19 protein-coding genes and 1 tRNA gene are annotated in these 16,106 nt (G+C 69.2%); 15 read left to right on the top strand and 5 right to left on the bottom strand.

Translation table 11 applies throughout. The annotated features are described in order from the left end of the window. Window positions 1–47 precede the first annotated feature (47 nt). Window positions 48–503 carry a GatB/YqeY domain-containing protein gene (locus BA895_RS00780; protein ID WP_070189972.1) on the bottom strand — a complete coding sequence of 152 codons (456 nt, stop codon included), beginning with the start codon at window positions 501–503 and terminating at the stop codon, window positions 48–50. Window positions 504–568: 65 nt separating this feature from the next. On the opposite strand from BA895_RS00780, the gene BA895_RS00775 reads away from it, so the two are divergent. The 4 genes from BA895_RS00775 (at window position 569) to BA895_RS00760 (ending at window position 2,793) form a co-directional block, all read left to right on the top strand. Then, window positions 569–1,540, top strand: coding sequence for a metallophosphoesterase (locus BA895_RS00775; protein ID WP_070189971.1), 972 nt, complete (start codon window positions 569–571; stop codon window positions 1,538–1,540). Between the two features lie 163 nt (window positions 1,541–1,703). After that, window positions 1,704–1,777: transfer RNA gene (locus BA895_RS00770), tRNA-Pro, on the top strand. Between the two features lie 496 nt (window positions 1,778–2,273). Then, window positions 2,274–2,471, top strand: a complete 198-nt coding sequence (locus BA895_RS00765; protein WP_070189970.1) for a hypothetical protein — start codon at window positions 2,274–2,276, stop codon at window positions 2,469–2,471. Next, window positions 2,455–2,793 (top strand): type II toxin-antitoxin system PemK/MazF family toxin, encoded by a 339-nt coding sequence (locus BA895_RS00760; protein ID WP_070189969.1) that lies wholly within the window; start codon window positions 2,455–2,457, stop codon window positions 2,791–2,793. Before BA895_RS00765 ends, BA895_RS00760 begins: the two co-directional genes overlap by 17 nt. Before the next feature lie 27 nt (window positions 2,794–2,820). On the opposite strand, the gene BA895_RS00755 is transcribed toward BA895_RS00760, so the two are convergent. Then, window positions 2,821–3,414, bottom strand: a complete 594-nt coding sequence (locus BA895_RS00755) for a GNAT family N-acetyltransferase (RefSeq protein WP_070189968.1) — start codon at window positions 3,412–3,414, stop codon at window positions 2,821–2,823. 68 nt (window positions 3,415–3,482) lie between these two features. Between BA895_RS00755 and BA895_RS00750 the strand changes: the two genes are divergently transcribed. Further along, the gene (locus tag BA895_RS00750; RefSeq protein WP_070189967.1) at window positions 3,483–4,106 is read left to right on the top strand and encodes a class I SAM-dependent methyltransferase; all 624 of its coding nucleotides are present in this window, start codon (window positions 3,483–3,485) and stop codon (window positions 4,104–4,106) included. A gap of 38 nt (window positions 4,107–4,144) precedes the next feature. Here BA895_RS00750 and BA895_RS23795 read toward each other — a convergent pair whose 3' ends face one another. Beyond that, window positions 4,145–6,361, bottom strand: coding sequence for a M1 family metallopeptidase (locus BA895_RS23795; RefSeq protein WP_070189966.1), 2,217 nt, complete (start codon window positions 6,359–6,361; stop codon window positions 4,145–4,147). Between the two features lie 194 nt (window positions 6,362–6,555). Here BA895_RS23795 and BA895_RS00740 point away from each other — a divergent pair, with 194 nt between their 5' ends. Together BA895_RS00740 and BA895_RS00735 are read left to right on the top strand one after the other, a co-directional pair. After that, window positions 6,556–7,122, top strand: coding sequence for a hypothetical protein (locus tag BA895_RS00740; protein WP_254666268.1), 567 nt, complete (start codon window positions 6,556–6,558; stop codon window positions 7,120–7,122). Between the two features lie 115 nt (window positions 7,123–7,237). Continuing rightward, entirely contained in the window at window positions 7,238–7,681 is a 444-nt protein-coding gene (locus BA895_RS00735; protein ID WP_070189965.1) for a VOC family protein, read from the top strand. Window positions 7,682–7,901: 220 nt separating this feature from the next. Here the strand turns inward: BA895_RS00735 and BA895_RS00730 are convergent, their stop codons facing one another. Both BA895_RS00730 and BA895_RS00725 read right to left on the bottom strand, forming a co-directional pair. After that, on the bottom strand, window positions 7,902–8,495 hold the full coding sequence (locus tag BA895_RS00730) for a maleylpyruvate isomerase family mycothiol-dependent enzyme (RefSeq protein ID WP_070189964.1): 594 nt from the start codon (window positions 8,493–8,495) through the stop codon (window positions 7,902–7,904). Beyond that, window positions 8,492–9,673, bottom strand: coding sequence for a CdaR family transcriptional regulator (locus BA895_RS00725; protein ID WP_217493786.1), 1,182 nt, complete (start codon window positions 9,671–9,673; stop codon window positions 8,492–8,494). The genes BA895_RS00730 and BA895_RS00725 overlap by 4 nt, the downstream gene beginning before the upstream one ends. A 159-nt stretch (window positions 9,674–9,832) precedes the next feature. Here BA895_RS00725 and BA895_RS24110 point away from each other — a divergent pair, with 159 nt between their 5' ends. From BA895_RS24110 to gcl, 8 genes are all read left to right on the top strand, one after another. Next, the gene (locus tag BA895_RS24110) at window positions 9,833–9,991 is read left to right on the top strand and encodes a hypothetical protein (protein WP_217493785.1); all 159 of its coding nucleotides are present in this window, start codon (window positions 9,833–9,835) and stop codon (window positions 9,989–9,991) included. Window positions 9,992–10,092: 101 nt separating this feature from the next. Beyond that, the gene (locus BA895_RS00720) at window positions 10,093–10,545 is read left to right on the top strand and encodes a TraR/DksA C4-type zinc finger protein (RefSeq protein ID WP_070189963.1); all 453 of its coding nucleotides are present in this window, start codon (window positions 10,093–10,095) and stop codon (window positions 10,543–10,545) included. Then, window positions 10,542–11,114: a universal stress protein gene (locus BA895_RS00715; protein ID WP_070189962.1), complete on the top strand. Its 573-nt coding sequence runs from the start codon at window positions 10,542–10,544 to the stop codon at window positions 11,112–11,114. The genes BA895_RS00720 and BA895_RS00715 overlap by 4 nt, the downstream gene beginning before the upstream one ends. Window positions 11,115–11,355: 241 nt before the next feature. Then, the gene (uraD, locus tag BA895_RS00710) at window positions 11,356–11,910 is read left to right on the top strand and encodes a 2-oxo-4-hydroxy-4-carboxy-5-ureidoimidazoline decarboxylase (RefSeq protein WP_083282835.1); all 555 of its coding nucleotides are present in this window, start codon (window positions 11,356–11,358) and stop codon (window positions 11,908–11,910) included. Window position 11,911: 1 nt separating this feature from the next. Then, window positions 11,912–12,238, top strand: coding sequence for a hydroxyisourate hydrolase (gene uraH / locus BA895_RS00705; protein WP_070189961.1), 327 nt, complete (start codon window positions 11,912–11,914; stop codon window positions 12,236–12,238). A gap of 167 nt (window positions 12,239–12,405) precedes the next feature. Beyond that, window positions 12,406–13,236, top strand: a complete 831-nt coding sequence (locus tag BA895_RS00700; RefSeq protein ID WP_070189960.1) for a hydroxypyruvate isomerase family protein — start codon at window positions 12,406–12,408, stop codon at window positions 13,234–13,236. A 42-nt stretch (window positions 13,237–13,278) separates the two neighbouring features. Continuing rightward, window positions 13,279–14,217, top strand: coding sequence for a 2-hydroxy-3-oxopropionate reductase (locus BA895_RS00695; RefSeq protein ID WP_256388421.1), 939 nt, complete (start codon window positions 13,279–13,281; stop codon window positions 14,215–14,217). A gap of 109 nt (window positions 14,218–14,326) precedes the next feature. Continuing rightward, window positions 14,327–16,105, top strand: a complete 1,779-nt coding sequence (gene gcl, locus BA895_RS00690) for a glyoxylate carboligase (protein WP_070190237.1) — start codon at window positions 14,327–14,329, stop codon at window positions 16,103–16,105. The last annotated feature ends 1 nt before the right edge of the window (window position 16,106 follow it).

The raw sequence follows: 16,106 nt of genomic DNA, 5'->3' as shown, positions 1-16,106 counted from the left end.
ACGAGAGGACCGACGCATGACGCGTTGGTCCTCTCGTCGTAGCGGCCTCAGCCGGCGAGGGCCCGCTTGACGATGGCGGCCACCCGGCCACCCTCGGCGCGACCCGCGACGGCGGCGTTCGCGGCCTTCATGGCCAGCCCCATCTGCGCCATCCCGGTCGCGCCTGAGGCGGTCACGGCATCCGTCACGATGCGCGACAGCTCGTCGCCGCTCAGCTGCTTCGGCAGGTAGGTCTCGAGCACCGCGAGCTCGGCGTCCTCCCGGGCCGCCAGCTCGGGGCGGTTGGCCCCGGCATAGGCCTCCGAGGCCTCGCGCCGCTTCTTGGCCTCCTTGGCCAGCACCTTGATCACGTCGTCGTCGGTGAGGTCGCGGTGCTCCTTGCCGGCCACCTCCTCGGTGGTGACGGCCGTCAGGGCCATCCGCAGCGAGCCGGCCCGCACCTGGTCGCGCGCCCGCATCGCGGAGGTGAGGTCAGACTGCAGCTGCTGCTTGAGGGTGCTCATGGCGCCATCCTCTCAGGAGGCGGGCGCGTGGTTCGCCTGCAATACCGGGATGCGAGGATGCCGTCATGCGTGCGCTCACCAGATCAGGCCTTGGGTCAGGCCTTCGCCTCGGGCTCGGCATCGGCGCCGGAGTCGGGGCGGCCGGGCTGGGAGTGCTCGGTTGGGCCTCGCTGATCGAGCGCAACGCGTTCGTGATCCGGCGCTACGAGGTGCCGGTGCTGCCCGCGGGCGCCGAACCACTCCGGGTGCTGCACGTCAGCGATCTGCACCTGCTGCCGCGCCAGCGCAAGAAGTCGGCCTGGATCAAGAGCCTCGCCTCGCTCGACCCCGACCTCGTGGTGAACACCGGCGACAACCTCGCCGCCGCCGACGCCGTGCCCGCCGTGCTCGACACCTTCGAGCACCTGCTGGCCCGGCCGGGCGTCTTCGTGCTCGGGTCGAACGACTACTTCGGCCCGACCCTGAAGAACCCGCTGCGCTACTTCACCCGCCGCCACGTGCAGGCCGGCTCCGCGAGCCGCCGGCTGCCGACGGCCGACCTCGTGCACGGCCTCGGCGCCCAGGGGTGGGTCGACCTGACCAACCGGCGCGACTCGCTCACGGTCCGGGGGCAGCGCATCGACGTCGTCGGCGTCGATGACCCGCACCTGCGCTACGACCGTCTCGACCTCGTGCGAGCCCCCGCCTCACCGGATGCTGCCCTGACGATCGGCGTCACCCACGCGCCCTACCAGCGGGTGCTCGATGCCTACGCCACCGACGGCTGCGCCCTGATCATCGCCGGGCACACCCATGGCGGGCAGGTCTGCGTGCCGGGCTGGGGAGCCCTGGTGACCAACTGCGACATCGACACCGGCCGGGCCAAGGGGCTCTCGCGGTGGTGGCCGGGGGCGGGTTCGGCCCCTTCGTCGTCTGCTCCTGCGGATGCCGCCTGGCTCGAGGTGTCGGCCGGGCTCGGCACCTCGCCCACCGCCCCCGTGCGCCTCGCCTGCCGCCCGGAGGCCACCCTGCTGACCCTGGTCCCCCGCCGCTCCTGACCCTCGCGCGCTTCTCGTACCCCTCGTGCCGCCGCCCTGGATCTGCGGGCGCTCGGGCGGGGCCGGCGCCATCCGATTCGGAGATCGACAGGACGCTGAGATAACATTCCTGCGGGCTACCTGATCACCGTCACGAGGGTGACGCAGGGCTGGCCTGAAACATCGGGGTGTGGCGCAGCTTGGTAGCGCGCTTCGTTCGGGACGAAGAGGTCGCAGGTTCAAATCCTGTCACCCCGACTCAATGGCCTAGGGCTCTGAACCGCGGAAACGCGGTCAGAGCCCTTCGTCGTCTCCACCTACGAGCCGGCCCGTCTGACCGCCGGAGACCGGCCGACTCGCGGGCGGGCAGCTTCGGCCGACTGCACGCTCGGGGGCGTTCGTCTCACGACCCCATCCCCAGCCTGGCGATCCTGCTGACAGGCCCTTGCTCGCTGAGGCGAATGGAACCCCTGGCCTACCCCGGCAACCGGCGCGGAACCGCCACGGTCGGCAACACTAGGCAGCGACTCGAGCGCTCGGTCGTGGGCGCCGTTGAGGAGGCTGGGGAACCAAACGGCTGGCGGGGATCTTCCGTGCTCCTTCACATTCGCACGGTGAGTCTGGTGCTTGGCCCGGACCGTTCACGGGTCGTGATGTAGCAGCGGGCCCGGACGCGCGAACGAGTCTTTACGCCTCTTGAGCGGCGTGGAGGCGACTTGTAGATGGATCTGTCTACACGGAGTATCGTCGTGATATGGCCGAGACAACGACGATCCGCATCAGCAGGGACACTCATGCGAGGGTGACGCGCTTGGCGGCCGAACGCCACGAAACGATCGATGAGACGGTGAGCAAAGCCATCCGCGCGCTCCGCCAGGACGCCATGGCGCGGGACCTCGCGACAGAGCTCACCGAGGATGAGACGGCGTGGCTCGATGCTGACGCCGGGTGACGTCGTCGAACTCGACCTCGGCATGCCCGCCGGTAGCGAGGCCGGACTCCGTCGCCCGGCCATCGTCGTAACAGCCGCCCGGATTCTTAGGGGCGGACCCAACGTCGTCCAGGTCGTGCCGTTGACCCGGACGATCCGCACGAGCAGCACCGAGGTCCTGATCGACCCCGATGAGGACAACCGGCTTGTGGCGCGTTCCTCGGCGCAGTGCCAGCAGGTGCGATCCGTGGCCACGACTCGAATTCAGGAGCGCACCGGCAATGTCGGCCCCGTGGTCCTCAACGAGGTCCGCGAGACACTGGCGCTGCTGTTAGACCTGTAGCGTCGCGCCAGCATCACGGAACCAGCCTCACGAAAACGCGCCGAGTCGGTGTCGCACCACCCTCCGGCGCAGGGTGGGCGACGCCTCGACCGCGTAGCCGGCGGCGAGGAAGACCTGAAGCAGCCCGACCGACGCCTCGTCCCAGATCACGGTCTTCCCCGGCACCGGCTCGGTGGGGTAGCCCTCGAGCACGCGAGCGCCGACCTGCCCGCCGTACTCGACGGTCGCGGCGGCGAGCTCGTACATCAGTCCCTGTCGGCGGAAGCCCTTGCGCACGACGAAGCAGGTGACCGACCACACGCCCTCGAGGTCGGGGTCCCTGCGCATCCACGACTTCTGGCGGGCCCAGATCCGTGGGTAGCTCTCCCGCGGCTCGACCGCGACCCAACCGGCCGCTTCGCCGTCGACGTAGCCGATCAGGCCAGACGTGGGGCCGCTCGTTCCGCAGCCGGCCTGCTCCGCGAGCGAGGCGTCGCGCTCCTCCTGCGTCGTGTCTCGCCAGATCCAGCCCGGGGCCTTGAGCGCCTGGCAGCGGCACTTGCGGGCACCGCCGGCGTCGAAGACCGCCTCAAGGTCCTCGCTCGTCGCGTCGTTGGCCGGTCGCCAGCTGAACTCGGGCACACTTCGAGACTAGCGGCCACCGCCTCGCTTCGAGTCGCCCGGTGATCGCCGCAACTAGGGTCGAGCACATGCATGAGCACCAGCGGTTCGACGACGAAGCAGCGACGTGGGACGAAGCCCCCGGCCACGAGGAGCGGCAGGTCGCGGTGGCCCAGGCCATCGAGAGAGCCGTCACCCTCAGCCCTCGGATGAGGGCACTCGAGGTCGGTGGCGGCACCGGTCGCCTCAGCATCCTGCTCTCTGACCGGGTCGGCTCTGTGGTCGTGACCGACCCCTCCGCCGGAATGGTGCAGGTAGCGCAGGAGCGGATCGAGGCGGCCGACCTCGGTGACCGGCTACGCGCTGTTCGGGCCGACCTGACCACAGACCCGCTCGACGGCGCCTACGACGTGGCGTGGAGCTCGATGGCGTTGCACCACGTGCACGACCTGGACGGGTTGCTGCGGTCTGTGGCGAAGCTGCTGGTCACGGGTGGCCGGCTGGCGATCGCGGACCTCGACGAGGACCCCGACGGCGCCTTCCACGCCGAGAAGGTCGACTTCGACGGGCATCACGGGTTCGACCGGCAACGCCTCGCCGAGCAGCTGGTGCACGCCGGGTTCGAGGAGGTCAGCTTCGTCGACGCCACGACCATCCTCAAGGGCGACCGCGAGTTCGGCGTGTTTCTGTGCACGGCGACCAAGGCTGACTGACCCCCGGCGACGGCAGCCTTGGTCGAAAGGGGGCCGGGTCAGCGGGCAGCCGCCGACGCCTTCCACAGGCGCATCGCGGTGTCGGCGCCCGGCAGAGCCCTTACGCGCCGGTCGAGCGCGGCCGACGAGCCGGTCGCCGCGGCGGTGGCCGCGGCGGTGGCCGGCACGCGGGCGCCAGGGTCGCCGAGCACCGGTTTGCGAGGCGTGAACAGCCAGGTCGTGAAGAGCCCGTCGAGCTGCTCCCCAGAGACCTTCTCCGCGCAGGCGATGAACTGAGCGGTGGTGACGTTGCCGTTCTTGTTGGCCTTCGCCCACCCCTTGAGAATCGCGAAGAAGTCGCGGTCACCGACCTCGAGACGCAGCTGGTGCAAGGTCATTGCGCCGCGCGTATAGACGGCGTCGTCGAACAGCAGGTCGGCACCAGGGGCGCCGATCGTGACCTTCCAGAAGGTGTCGTCAGCCGGGATCGCGGCGTAGGTGGCGTCGAAGATCTGCTGGGGCGTGTCTTCGCCCTCGTGCTCGCTCCAGAGCCACTCGGCGTAGGTCGCGAAGCCCTCGCTCAGCCAGATGTGGCGCCACTTCTTCACCGAGAGGCTGTCGCCGAACCACTGGTGGGCCAGCTCGTGGGCGACGACGCCCGAGTTGCCGGCGGGGGTGTCGAAGAAGGCCTTGGCGTAGATCGGGCGCGTCTGGTTCTCAAGAGCGAAGCCAAGGTCGGGGTCGTTGTCGACGATCCCGCCGGAGGCGCTGAAGGGGTAAGGGCCGAACTGCGAGCTGAGGAAGTCGACCACCTTTGCGTTCTGCGCGAACGAGGCGTCGACGCTGTCACCGATCGACGGTGGCCCGTCGGAGGTGCCGCCAACCAGCCAGTCGCTCGTGTTGCCAGGGCTGCTCGCGGGCGCGCCGCCCACCACCCACCCTTCGAGCGGGTTGCCGTCGGCCTCGAACGAGGTGCTGCCCTCGCCGGTCGAGACGGCGACGTCGTCGATGAACACTCCGGGGTTCTGCACTGCGTCGTCACTGACGTAGGTCAACGAGAGCTCGACGGCCTTGCCGGCATACGGCGAGAGGTCGACGGACCACTGCTCGTACCCGTCGCTCGCTCCTGAGGCGGCGTTCCAGCCGCCGGTCGTGCCGGTCGGGGCGCAGCCGTCACCGGCGTCGCTCTGGTAGTGGCTCAAGAAGGGATGGATCTGCAGCCAGTACGGACACGACCTGCCGGTGTCGGCATTCGTGTGACCGTTGAGGTCGGGCAGGGTGGTCCAGTCGGAGCCGCCGGCGGTGCGGGCCTCGACGAAGAAGTAGTCCCAGTCGGGTTCGGTGGCGCGCGTCACCCAGAACGAGGCGTTCGCACCTGTGGCCGGCACCGAGATCGTGCGGGTCAACCGCTTGTAGCTGTTGTTGGCCTGCTCCGAGATGGCGTAGTGGGTGCCCGTTCGAGGGGTGGCCGTGGGCTCGTAGAGTGCCGGATCAACGGCCTCCCAGTAGCGGATTCCATTGTGGGTGTACGACTTCAGGTTGAACTTGCCAATCGTGGCCGTCGCGAGGTAGGAGGCCATCGGCTCGCGGGCGTTCCACGAGAAGGTGGTCCAGCCGCCCTTGGTCTTCGACCCCAGCAGCACGCCGTTGGCCACGGCCGTGAGGCCCTTGGGCACCGTCACGTCGAAGCGGTAGGACGCCTTGTCGCTCGGGTGGTCGTTGACGGGAAACCAGGTGGCGGCCACCTCGGGCTCGCCGATGATCACAGCGCCGTCGTCGGTGTGCACGAAGCCAGACCCGTCGGGCAGGGTGACGGGAACGCCGTCGTAGACGACCACGGTGGTGAACGTCCTTCCCTTGCGCAGCCCCGCCTTGGGTGTGACCCGCAGCTCACCGGCCTTGCGGTCCCACTTCACCGGGATGCCGTTGACGACCACTGCGCGCACCGTGAGGCCGCGCAGGTCGAGGTCGAAACGGGAGAGGTTCTGGGTGGCTCGGGCGGTGATCGTCGTCGTGCCCCACAACCGGTCGTTCGCGGGGTTGTAGCGAACGGTGAGGTCGTAGTGGCTCACGTCGTACCCGCCGTTGCCGAGGTTTCCGACATAGGGGTCGTTCGCATCGTCGTCACCGGGCGTGAAGACGCGAGGTCTCTGCGCGTCGGCTCGTCCCGTCGGCGGGGACGCGCTCGGCACGGAGGCCGAGGCCAGCGGGGCCGCCATCACGGCCGCCACCGCAGCGGTGGCGACGAGGGAAACGAGGGCTGAGGTTCGGCGCATGAGCTACTCCCCGAGTGTCACGGCCCGCTGAACGCGAACCGTCCACCTCCGCACGCTAGACCTGAGAGCGCGCTCACGCCCACCGCATTTTCGCCGCTGGGCGGAGCAGGTCACCGGAACGCCGCTGGACACCCGTGCCAGCACCACGGTTACGAGGGTGGAGACTGGTGCTCTACCGACCGCACCATCACCGGATGGGACCTCCGACCTTGACTGACACCGAGAAGTACGTAACCCCGAAGGTCGCGCAGCCGTACTGGGTGAAGCACGCCTACGAGATCCTCGTCGAGACGGCCGGCCGCTACAACGCCGTCATCACCTATTCGGAGCTTGCGGAGGAGGTGCAGCGGCGGTCGTCGCTCTGGACCAGCTCGCAGATGCGCAACTGGATCGGCGCCCTGCTCGCCGACCTCGTGAAGGTCAACCACGCGCGCGACGAGCCAGCACTGGTCGCCCTCGTCGTGCGCAAAGACGACGGGCAGGTCGGGGCCGGTTATGACGAGGTGCTCCGCGTCTCGGGTCACCCTGCCATCGACGACCCGCTGGAGCGCGAGATGCACGCGGCCGCGGCCCGGCTGGAGTGCTACCGGCACTGGGATGCGGACGTCCCCGCCGGGGCCCAGCCGACACTCACCACCCGCACCCGGGAAGTACGGGCCCGAACGCCGCGCACCGCGGCTGCGGAGGAACGGCGTGGGGCGGTCTGTCCGACCTGTTTCATGGAGACGCCGGTGTCAGGTGCCTGCCCGAACTGCGACTAGACGCCTCCGGGGCGGAGGAAGAACCTCGAACTGACATCGAGCGAGCCCGTCGGTAGGGGTGCTCGTCGGTAGGGCGTGCCAGTCTGGGCCCAGCGCAGATTCCTGGAGGTGTCAGATGCCCGCGTCGTACCAGCTCGTGATCGACTGCACGTCGCCCGAGCCGCTCGCCCGCTTCTGGGCCGAAGCGTTGCACTACGTGATCGCCCCTCCGCCCACCGGCTTTCCTTCGTGGGACGACTGGTACCGGTCTGTCGGTGTACCCGACGACGAGCTGGGCATCGGCGCTGACCGCATCGAGGACCCGAACGGGGAGGGTCCGCGCATCTGGTTCCAGGTCGTCCCAGAGCAGAAGTCGGTCAAGAACCGGCTGCACCTCGACATCAACGCGAGCGGCGGCCGTGGGTCGTCGATCGAGACCCGGCGCGAGCTGGTCGACGCCGAGGCGACGAGGCTGGTGTCCCTCGGTGCCACGCGACTGTCGCCGATCGACGCCGAGGTTCCCGACCACTACGCGGTGGCGTTGCTCGACCCCGAGGGGAACGAGTTCGACATCAACTAGCGCACAGATACGTGACCAGGTGGCCCACCTGTCACTCGAGTCAGAAGTCGTTGCCGTCGATGTCGTGCGTCACGATGCACGACTCGTTGCAATCGTCGGCGCGTAGCCGTCGTAACCGTGTCGCGCCGAGCGCGACGAGTCGTGCGCACTCGGCCTCGAGCGCGGCGAGACGCTCTTCGCCCCGGACGCAGCCCCTCGGCCTCAGGGAGGATGGCGCGCCTCAATGCCGGACGGTCACCTCAGCGACTGCTTCACGCCCGTAGACCCAGCACATGAGCTCGGACGGTGGCCCGGTCACCACGGTCATCGGTGTGCGGCCCGTGACGTGTGCAGAGCGGCCGCCCTCGGTTGCCAGGACGAGGCCCGGCGAGCGCCGACGAAGCAGCTGCCGGGCGGCGACCTGAACCCGCAACCACAGCGCATCCTCCAGCTCCTGGCTGGGCTCCTCCTGACGGAGACCGTTCGCGCGAACGACATCCTGGGTGTGCACGAAATACTCGCCCAGCGCGTGCCGATGGCCACCGAACCGATCGAAGGGCATACAGGCCAGGTCGCCCCGCTCGGCTCGTAGCCTCGCGACGAGCTCGCCGTAAGACCAACGGCGGCGGATGCGGTCAGCGCGCCGGTTCGTGGTTGCGGCCAGCGCAGGTAGCGCGATGCCGGGCCAGCTGAGCGGATCATGCTTGAGAGTCCACAGGTGGATAGCCAGGTCGTGCGCCACCCATCCCGCGCACAGGGTCGGAGCGTCGGCGCTGACCTGATCGAGTGCGTCACAACACTGTCGTAGCTGACGGTCGCGAAGGTCGGCTGTCACGTCAGCGGCTTCGCGGGCCAGTCGAGCAGCCGCGCCCCGCGGACCGCCATGTGCAGGGCCAGATGCTGCTCAGGATCGGCCGGGTCGTGGCCGGTGAGAGCGTGGATGCGGGCGAGCCGGTAGGTGACCGTGCGCACCGACACGTGCAGACGGCGGGCGGTTTCGGCCGCCACCGCTCCTGCGCCGAAGTAGGCGTCGAGAGTGGCGAGCAGCGGCTCGGCGCCGCCACGGGCCAGGGTGAGCGGCGTGAGGAACGCCTGCACCAGGTCGACCAGGGCAGCCTGGTCGCGGCCGAGCACGCGATAGACGAGCAGCTCGCGGGTCGTGATCACATCGTCGTCGAGCTTGAGACGGTCGGCGAGCACGACGGCCTCTCGCGCCTCTTCGTACGAGCGCGCCACGCCGTAGGCCCCGAGGTAGGGCCGGCCTGAAGTGACCTGCCATCGCCCCCCGTCGCCCCGCGTCAGTCGCGTGTGCAGGTACGTCGCCGGGTCGCCGACGAGCAGGCCGGATGCAGCGTCACGCGGCTCTCCCGGCAGGATGACCACGAGCAGGTTGTCCTTGGTGGCCACCAGCACGTCGCGATCACCGAGACGGTCGACCAGCACCCGCTCCATGCTCGCGGCCACCTCATCGAGGTGGGCCACGGGCCTGGGCTGGGCGGCCAGGAGCACGCGGTGGCTGCTCCCGAGGTACAGCCCGAACGGTTCGGCTCGCTCGACCAGGTGCGAGACGCCGGTGCCGCCGCGCAGCAGGTCGTCGACGAGCTCACGCCGGGCCGACTCCTCGTGTCGGATCATCTGCCGTCGAGCGGCCTGGTGCCCCTCGACGAGCACCCCGACGGCATCCGTGATGACGCGGAGCACCGCCTCGGCCGCCCTGCGCACCTCCTCGCGCTCGCGGGGTGACCGCACGATGGTGGGCAGGCCCTGCCACAGGCGCCACGCCGCGGAGAGATACAGGTCGACGGCCTGGTTGGCATCGATTCCCTGCTCGGCGGCGCTGCGACCGAGCCTGCGAACGGCATCCAGCTCGTGGCGCTTCGGTCGGCGACCAGACAGGGCCGCGTCGGCGAGGATGTCGAGGTACTCCCCCAACAGCTCGACGGGTGCGTGCGTGTCGGCAGCCGCCTTGCGGGCCACCTTCGACAGCCAGCCCTGCACCTCATCCACCGCCACGGCGAGCCCTCCTGACCCCGCGCCCAGTGTCTCATTGCCGGATGCCGGCAGCGAGGTGCGGTCGCACGTCGCTGGCGTTGCCACTGGTGGGCATCGAGGTTGTGAGCGACAATGAGGTTTACCGCAACGGCCAGTTGCGTTGAAGGAAGGAGGTGCTGCATGGCCAGGTTGATCGACCTGTGGTCGCGCATCTACGAGCACACCACGCAGGGAAGTCTGCGCTACCGAGGGTGCGAGCGCTGTGGCTTCACCCATCAGGGCCCGAGCGAGACCTGCGAGCTGCCGCATCGACACGAGGCGCGCAACCGCGCCTGGTGACCAGCGCTCCGGTTCGCCCCCGGAGAGGGCGCCGCGGCCCCGTCGCCCAGCGACGAGGTCGCGGCGACCCCGGCCCCCAACACCTGTCAAGGAGGGACGGCATGCCCCCGAGCAGCAACCTGACCCGCTACCTGACCGCCCTGGAAACCACACCGAAGGAGGCGATCGCCCCCATCGGTCCGGGCGTGGGCGCCGTGCTGCTCGACCTCCGAGCGCAGCGACGCTTTCGGATCGAGCAGCTGCGCGGACTGGTGGTGAGCACTGCGGAGGCCGTGGCCAACGCCGACGAGGCACGCCTGCAGGTCAACCACCTGCTCGCCGACGCGGCCGAGGCTGCGCTGGCCGATATCGAAGGCGCGCTGGCGTGCCTCGAGGCAGGCACCTACGGAACGTGCTCGAGCTGTGGCCAGGCCATCGCGCAGCGACGGCTGGCGATGCTGCCGACCGCAAGGCTCTGCACCACGTGCCACTACCTGTCAGAGCACGGGGGTCTCGCTCACCCGGTCGCAGCCCTTGTCGCGACCCCGACCGGGTCGTACGGGGGACGGTCATGACCGTGGTGAAGAACTGCGTCATCGTGGCCGTCGACGACTCGAGCGCCTCTCGAGCGGCACACCGTTGGGCGGCGTCGTACGCCCGTGCCACGGCGACCGACCTGTGCGCGGTGCACGTGCTCGACTGGCCCATCGGTCTGGTCGGCCACCCTGGCGAACCCCGCACTCGTCTCTACGTTCCGGCGCGGCATGTGGCCCCGTCGTACCGCCGCCGTCTACACCGGGTGCTCGACGACAGCGACAGCACTGTCGACGAGGCCACCGGGCCCGCTGCCGACTCCGAGACCGACATCGACTCTTGCGCCGCCTCCTCCCTGCATTTCGCGCAGGGCCCGGTGGGCGAGGTGCTGGTGCGTCTGAGCACCCACGCCACCCTGCTGGTCATCGGCACCCGTGAACCGCTTCGCGACGGGCATCGCCTCGTCACCGGCTCGGCCAGTCACTACTGCGTCAGCCATGCCACCTGCCCGGTCGTGACGGTTCCAGAACCACCGCCTGACCTGCCGGCGGGCGGATTCGACGACGCGCGCCGACGCAACCCGAAGATGACGGTCTCCGCCCAGGCCTGACCGCACCTCATGACGTCGTCGTGCGGGCCGCGCTGGGTTGGCGCCAGCGATACCATCGGTGTGTGCCCGGTCACACTTGACGCTCGGCACGACGCTCGGTAGATTCCGCATAGCGAAACTTGTTTTCTGCCTGATGAAACGCTCCGACTGGTCCCACGAGCGTCTCGCCGACCATGCGTCCCGGGCGGATCGCGCCAGAGCACGCCCCCGACGGGACTGTCCCTGTGACCTGGAAGGAAGCATGAGCGACCGCAGCGCCGCGAACACCGCCACCCCCACGACCACTGCCGCAACCGATCTCGACCCCGACGTCGCGAGCTTCAACGCCCTGACCGAGAGCGACTGCCGGGGGCGCCTGACCTCGTGCCTCAACGTGCCCCGCTGGGTCGAGCACGTCGCTGCGGGTCGGCCGTTCGCCGACTGGCCCGCCCTTGCGTCTGCCGCCGAGCACGCTGCCGCCAGCCTCGAGCCCGGAGAGGTCGACTCGGCCCTGGCCGGTCACCCCCGGATCGGTGAGAAGGCCACCGACGCCAAGCACGATGCCGAGCTCTCGAGCCGGGAGCAGGCCGGCGTCGACGCCTCCGACTCTGCCGTCGTCGAGGCCCTCGCCGCAGGCAACGCCGCCTACGAGCAGCGCTTCGACCGCGTCTTCCTCATCCGAGCCGCCGGCCGGTCCTCCACCGAGATCCTCGCCGAGCTGCAACGGCGGCTCGACAACGACGACGAGGCCGAGCAGGCCGAAACCGTCACCCAGCTGCGCGAGATCGCCCTCCTCCGACTGAAAGAGATGCTCTGACATGGGAACCCTGTCTACACACGTGCTCGACACCAGCCTCGGCAAGCCGGCCGAAGGCGTAGCCATCTCCCTCGAGACCTTGGCCGGAGCGGCCCTCGGCAGCGGCACGACCGACGCCGACGGACGGGCCGCGACCATCGGGCCCGAGCGTCTCGAGGCCGGCGACTACCGCCTCGTCTTCGCGTCCGGCGACTACTTCGCCGCGAACGGTACGACCGCCTTCTACCCCGAGATCGCCATCGCCTTCTCGGTGTTCGACGCGAACGACCACTACCACGTGCCGGTGCTGCTCAACCCGTTCGGCTACTCGACCTACCGAGGCAGCTGAACCCGTGCATGGCTGCCCACGCATGACGGATGCCGCGCGGCCGGTGCGTCGGCGAGCCCGTGCGAAAAGCTGAGGCCGGCGCCCTTGACTGGCGCCGGCCTTTCTCGTACTATTCTGCCTAACGGAATAATGTTTCCGCATAACGGAATTTCACTGGAAGGTTGACGATGGCGTTCACCACGGCAGCAGGTCTGCCCTATCTCGCGAACTGTTCGATGCTCTTCACCGAGGTTCCTCTGCTGGAGCGCGCAGCAGCGGCGCGTGCGGCCGGCTTCGAGGCGGTCGAGTTCTGGTGGCCCTGGCCCGACCAGCCGGTGCCTGCTGACGCCGACATCGACGCCTTCGCCCGGTCGATCGAGAACGCCGGCGTGCAGCTCATCGGCCTCAACTTCTTCGCCGGTGAGCTCACCGGAGCCGACGCCGGGGTGCTGTCGATCCCCTCGCGCTCCAAGGAGTTCACCGACAACATCGACGTCGCCGTCGGCCTGGGTGAGCGCCTGAACGTGAAGGGGTTCAACGCCCTGTTCGGAAATCGCGTCGACGACGCCACGCCGCAGCAGCAGGACGAGCTGGGCCGCGAGAACATCGTGCTCGCCGCGCGTGCGGCCGACCGCATCGGCGCGACGGTGCTCGTCGAGCCCGTCAGCGGCCCGAAGCCCTACCCGCTGCGCACCGCGGCGGATGCCGTGTCGGTCGTCGACGACGCCCGCGCCGCAGGTGCCGCCAACGTCGGGTTCCTGCTCGACCTGTTCCACCTGGCCAACAACGGCGACGACGTGGCCGCTGCGATCACCACCTATGCCGACCGTGTCGCGCACGTTCAGATCGCCGACGCTCCGGGCCGGGGCGAGCCCGGTTCGGGCGACCTCGACCTCGACGGCCACCTCGCTGCCATCGCCGAAACCGGCTACCGCGGCTGGGTCGGGTTGGAGTACAAGCCCACCACCAACACCACCGAGAGCCTGGCGTTCCTCACCCGGGCCGGCACCGCCCAGTAACGCCGACCAGCGCCGACCAGCACCACCCGGGCTGAACCTGCGCTGGGCCCGGCCGCCCTCGACACACGAACTCGTCACGACCTCAAGGAGACTCACATGAGCAAGATCGCATTCATCGGGCTGGGCATCATGGGTGCCCCGATGTCCGTCCACCTCGCGAACGCCGGCCACGACGTCGTCGGCTACAACCGCAGCCCTGAGCGCGCCAAGCCGCTGGTCGAGGCCGGTGGCCGTTCGGCCGACTCGATCGCCGACGCCGTCACCGACGTCGACATCGTGGCGGTCATGGTGCCCGACTCGGCCGACGTGCAGGACGTGCTCACCGGTGAGGGCGGCGTGTTCGCGAACGCCAAGCCCGGCACGCTCGTCATCGACTTCTCCTCGATCCGCCCCGACGTCACGGCCGAGCTGGCCGCGGCCGCCAAGGAGGCCGGCTTCCGTCTGCTCGACGCCCCGGTCTCCGGCGGCGAGGCCGGCGCGAAGAACGCAGCCCTCTCGATCATGGTCGGCGGCTCCGCGGAGGACTTCGCCACCGCGAAGCCCGTCTTCGACGCGGTCGGCAAGACCATCGTGCACGTCGGTGGCAACGGCGCCGGCCAGACCGTCAAGGCCGCGAACCAGCTCATCGTCGCCGCAAACATCCAGGCGCTGGCCGAGGCTGTCGTCTTCCTGCGGGCCTACGACGTCGACCTCGAGGCCGCTCTGACGGTGCTCGGTGGCGGCCTCGCCGGCTCCAAGGTGCTCGAGCAGAAGCGCAGCAACATGGCGAACGACAGCTTCGAGCCCGGGTTCCGCATCGACCTGCACCACAAGGACATGGGCATCGTCAGCTCGGCTGCCCGTGAGGCCGGCGTCGTGCTGCCCCTCGGCCAGCTCGTCGCCACCCTGATGGCCTCGGCCCGCGCGAACGGCGACGGCGGTCTCGACCACTCCGGCCTGCTGCGCGGCGTGCAGCGCCTCTCCGGCCAGAACCCCAGCTGACCAGACCAACCGGCCGGCCCTCTGGCCGACCGATCTGACTGACACCCCCGGCTTGGGCTGGCTGTTCGAGCCTCGTAGACCTTGAGCCACACAGAAAAAGGACATGAAGATGGCACGGATGACAGCAGCCCAGGCCGCGGTGGAGATTCTCAAGCTCGAAGGCGTCACGAACGTCTTCGGCCTCCCGGGCGCCGCGATCAACCCCTTCTACAAGGCGATGAAGACGAACGGCGGCCTGCACCACACGCTGGCCCGCCACGTCGAGGGCGCCTCCCACATGGCCGAGGGCTACACCCGCGCCAAGGCGGGCAACATCGGGGTGTGCGTCGGCACCTCCGGCCCGGCCGGTACCGACATGATCACCGGCCTCTACTCGGCCAGCGCCGACTCCATCCCGATCCTGTGCCTCACCGGCCAGGCCCCGGTCGCGAAGCTGCACAAGGAAGACTTCCAGGCCGTCGACATCGCCTCCATCGCCAAGCCGCTGACCAAGATGGCCGTCACCGTGCTCGAGGCGGCGCAGCTGCCCGGCGTCTTCGCGCAGGCGTTCCACCTGATGCGCTCCGGCCGCCCGGGCCCGGTGCTCATCGACCTTCCGATCGACGTGCAGATGACCGAGATCGAGTTCGACATCGACACCTACCAGTCGCTGCCGGTCTACAAGCCGACCGCGACCCGCAAGCAGATCGACAAGGCCCTCGACATGCTGGCCGCCTCCGAGCACCCGCTCATCGTGGCCGGCGGCGGCATCATCAACGCGGATGCCGCTGACCTGCTGGTCGAGTTCGCCGAGCTGACCGGCATCCCCGTCATTCCCACCCTGATGGGCTGGGGCACCCTGCCTGACGACCACGAGCTCAACGCCGGCATGGTCGGCCTGCAGACCTCGCACCGCTACGGAAACGCCACGATGCTCGAGAGCGACTTCGTGCTCGGCATCGGCAACCGGTGGGCCAACCGCCACACCGGCGACGTCGGCGTCTACACCAAGGGCCGCACCTTCGTGCACATCGACATCGAGCCCACCCAGATCGGTCGCGTGTTCCCCGCCGACTTCGGCATCGTCTCTGACGCCAAGGCCGCCCTCGAGCTGCTCATCGAGGCCGCCAAGGAGCGCAAGGAGGCCGGCGACATGGTCGACCGCTCGCTGTGGGCCAAGGAGTGCGCCGAGCGCAAGGCCACGCTGCTGCGCAAGACGAACTTCGACGTCGTGCCGATCAAGCCGCAGCGGGTCTACCAGGAGATGAACAAGGCGTTCGGCAAGAGCACCCGCTACGTCTCGACCATCGGCCTGTCGCAGATTCAGGCGGCGCAGCTGCTGCACGTCTACGAGTCGCGCCACTGGGTCAACGCCGGTCAGGCCGGCCCGCTCGGCTGGACCATCCCGGCCGCGCTCGGTGTCGCCACCGCGGCCCCCGAAGACACCGTGGTCGCGCTCTCGGGTGACTACGACTTCCAGTTCATGATCGAGGAGCTCGCGGTCGGTGCGCAGTTCAACATCGGTTACATCCACGTGGTCGTCAACAACGCGTACCTCGGCCTCATCCGCCAGTCGCAGCGCGGCTTCGACATGGACTACTGTGTGCAGCTCGCGTTCGACAACGTCAACAGCCCCGAGCTCAACGGCTACGGAGTCGACCACGTCAAGGTGGCAGAGGGCCTGGGCTGTAAGGCCATTCGCGTGACCGAGCCCGACAAGATTCTGCCCGCCCTCGAAGAGGCCAAGAAGATGATGGCCGAGTTCAACGTGCCGATCATCGTCGAGGTCATCCTCGAGCGCATCACCAACGTGTCGATGGGCCTCGCGATCGACAACGTCACTGAGTTCGAAGAGCTGTTCGTCGACGCCGCCGACGCGCCCACCGCGCTGTTCGCGAACCTCGACTGAC

The organism is Humibacillus sp. DSM 29435, assembly GCF_001758225.1.
In the GTDB taxonomy this organism is placed as follows: domain Bacteria; phylum Actinomycetota; class Actinomycetes; order Actinomycetales; family Dermatophilaceae; genus DSM-29435.
Note: the sequence above shows the minus strand (reverse complement) of the source record. Positions and strands in the feature narration are given on the sequence as shown.

What these genes read in the sequence shown, in the direction of transcription:
- BA895_RS00780 (WP_070189972.1), bottom strand. Translation starts at nt 503, where the DNA reads ATGAGCACCCTCAAGCAGCAGCTGCAGTCTGACCTCACCTCCGCGATG.
- BA895_RS00775 (WP_070189971.1), top strand. Translation starts at nt 569, where the DNA reads ATGCGTGCGCTCACCAGATCAGGCCTTGGGTCAGGCCTTCGCCTCGGG.
- BA895_RS00765 (WP_070189970.1), top strand. Translation starts at nt 2,274, where the DNA reads ATGGCCGAGACAACGACGATCCGCATCAGCAGGGACACTCATGCGAGG.
- BA895_RS00760 (WP_070189969.1), top strand. Translation starts at nt 2,455, where the DNA reads ATGCTGACGCCGGGTGACGTCGTCGAACTCGACCTCGGCATGCCCGCC.
- BA895_RS00750 (WP_070189967.1), top strand. Translation starts at nt 3,483, where the DNA reads ATGCATGAGCACCAGCGGTTCGACGACGAAGCAGCGACGTGGGACGAA.
- BA895_RS23795 (WP_070189966.1), bottom strand. Translation starts at nt 6,361, where the DNA reads ATGCGCCGAACCTCAGCCCTCGTTTCCCTCGTCGCCACCGCTGCGGTG.
- BA895_RS00740 (WP_254666268.1), top strand. Translation starts at nt 6,556, where the DNA reads ATGGGACCTCCGACCTTGACTGACACCGAGAAGTACGTAACCCCGAAG.
- BA895_RS00735 (WP_070189965.1), top strand. Translation starts at nt 7,238, where the DNA reads ATGCCCGCGTCGTACCAGCTCGTGATCGACTGCACGTCGCCCGAGCCG.
- BA895_RS24110 (WP_217493785.1), top strand. Translation starts at nt 9,833, where the DNA reads ATGGCCAGGTTGATCGACCTGTGGTCGCGCATCTACGAGCACACCACG.
- BA895_RS00720 (WP_070189963.1), top strand. Translation starts at nt 10,093, where the DNA reads ATGCCCCCGAGCAGCAACCTGACCCGCTACCTGACCGCCCTGGAAACC.
- BA895_RS00715 (WP_070189962.1), top strand. Translation starts at nt 10,542, where the DNA reads ATGACCGTGGTGAAGAACTGCGTCATCGTGGCCGTCGACGACTCGAGC.
- uraD (WP_083282835.1), top strand. Translation starts at nt 11,356, where the DNA reads ATGAGCGACCGCAGCGCCGCGAACACCGCCACCCCCACGACCACTGCC.
- uraH (WP_070189961.1), top strand. Translation starts at nt 11,912, where the DNA reads ATGGGAACCCTGTCTACACACGTGCTCGACACCAGCCTCGGCAAGCCG.
- BA895_RS00700 (WP_070189960.1), top strand. Translation starts at nt 12,406, where the DNA reads ATGGCGTTCACCACGGCAGCAGGTCTGCCCTATCTCGCGAACTGTTCG.
- gcl (WP_070190237.1), top strand. Translation starts at nt 14,327, where the DNA reads ATGGCACGGATGACAGCAGCCCAGGCCGCGGTGGAGATTCTCAAGCTC.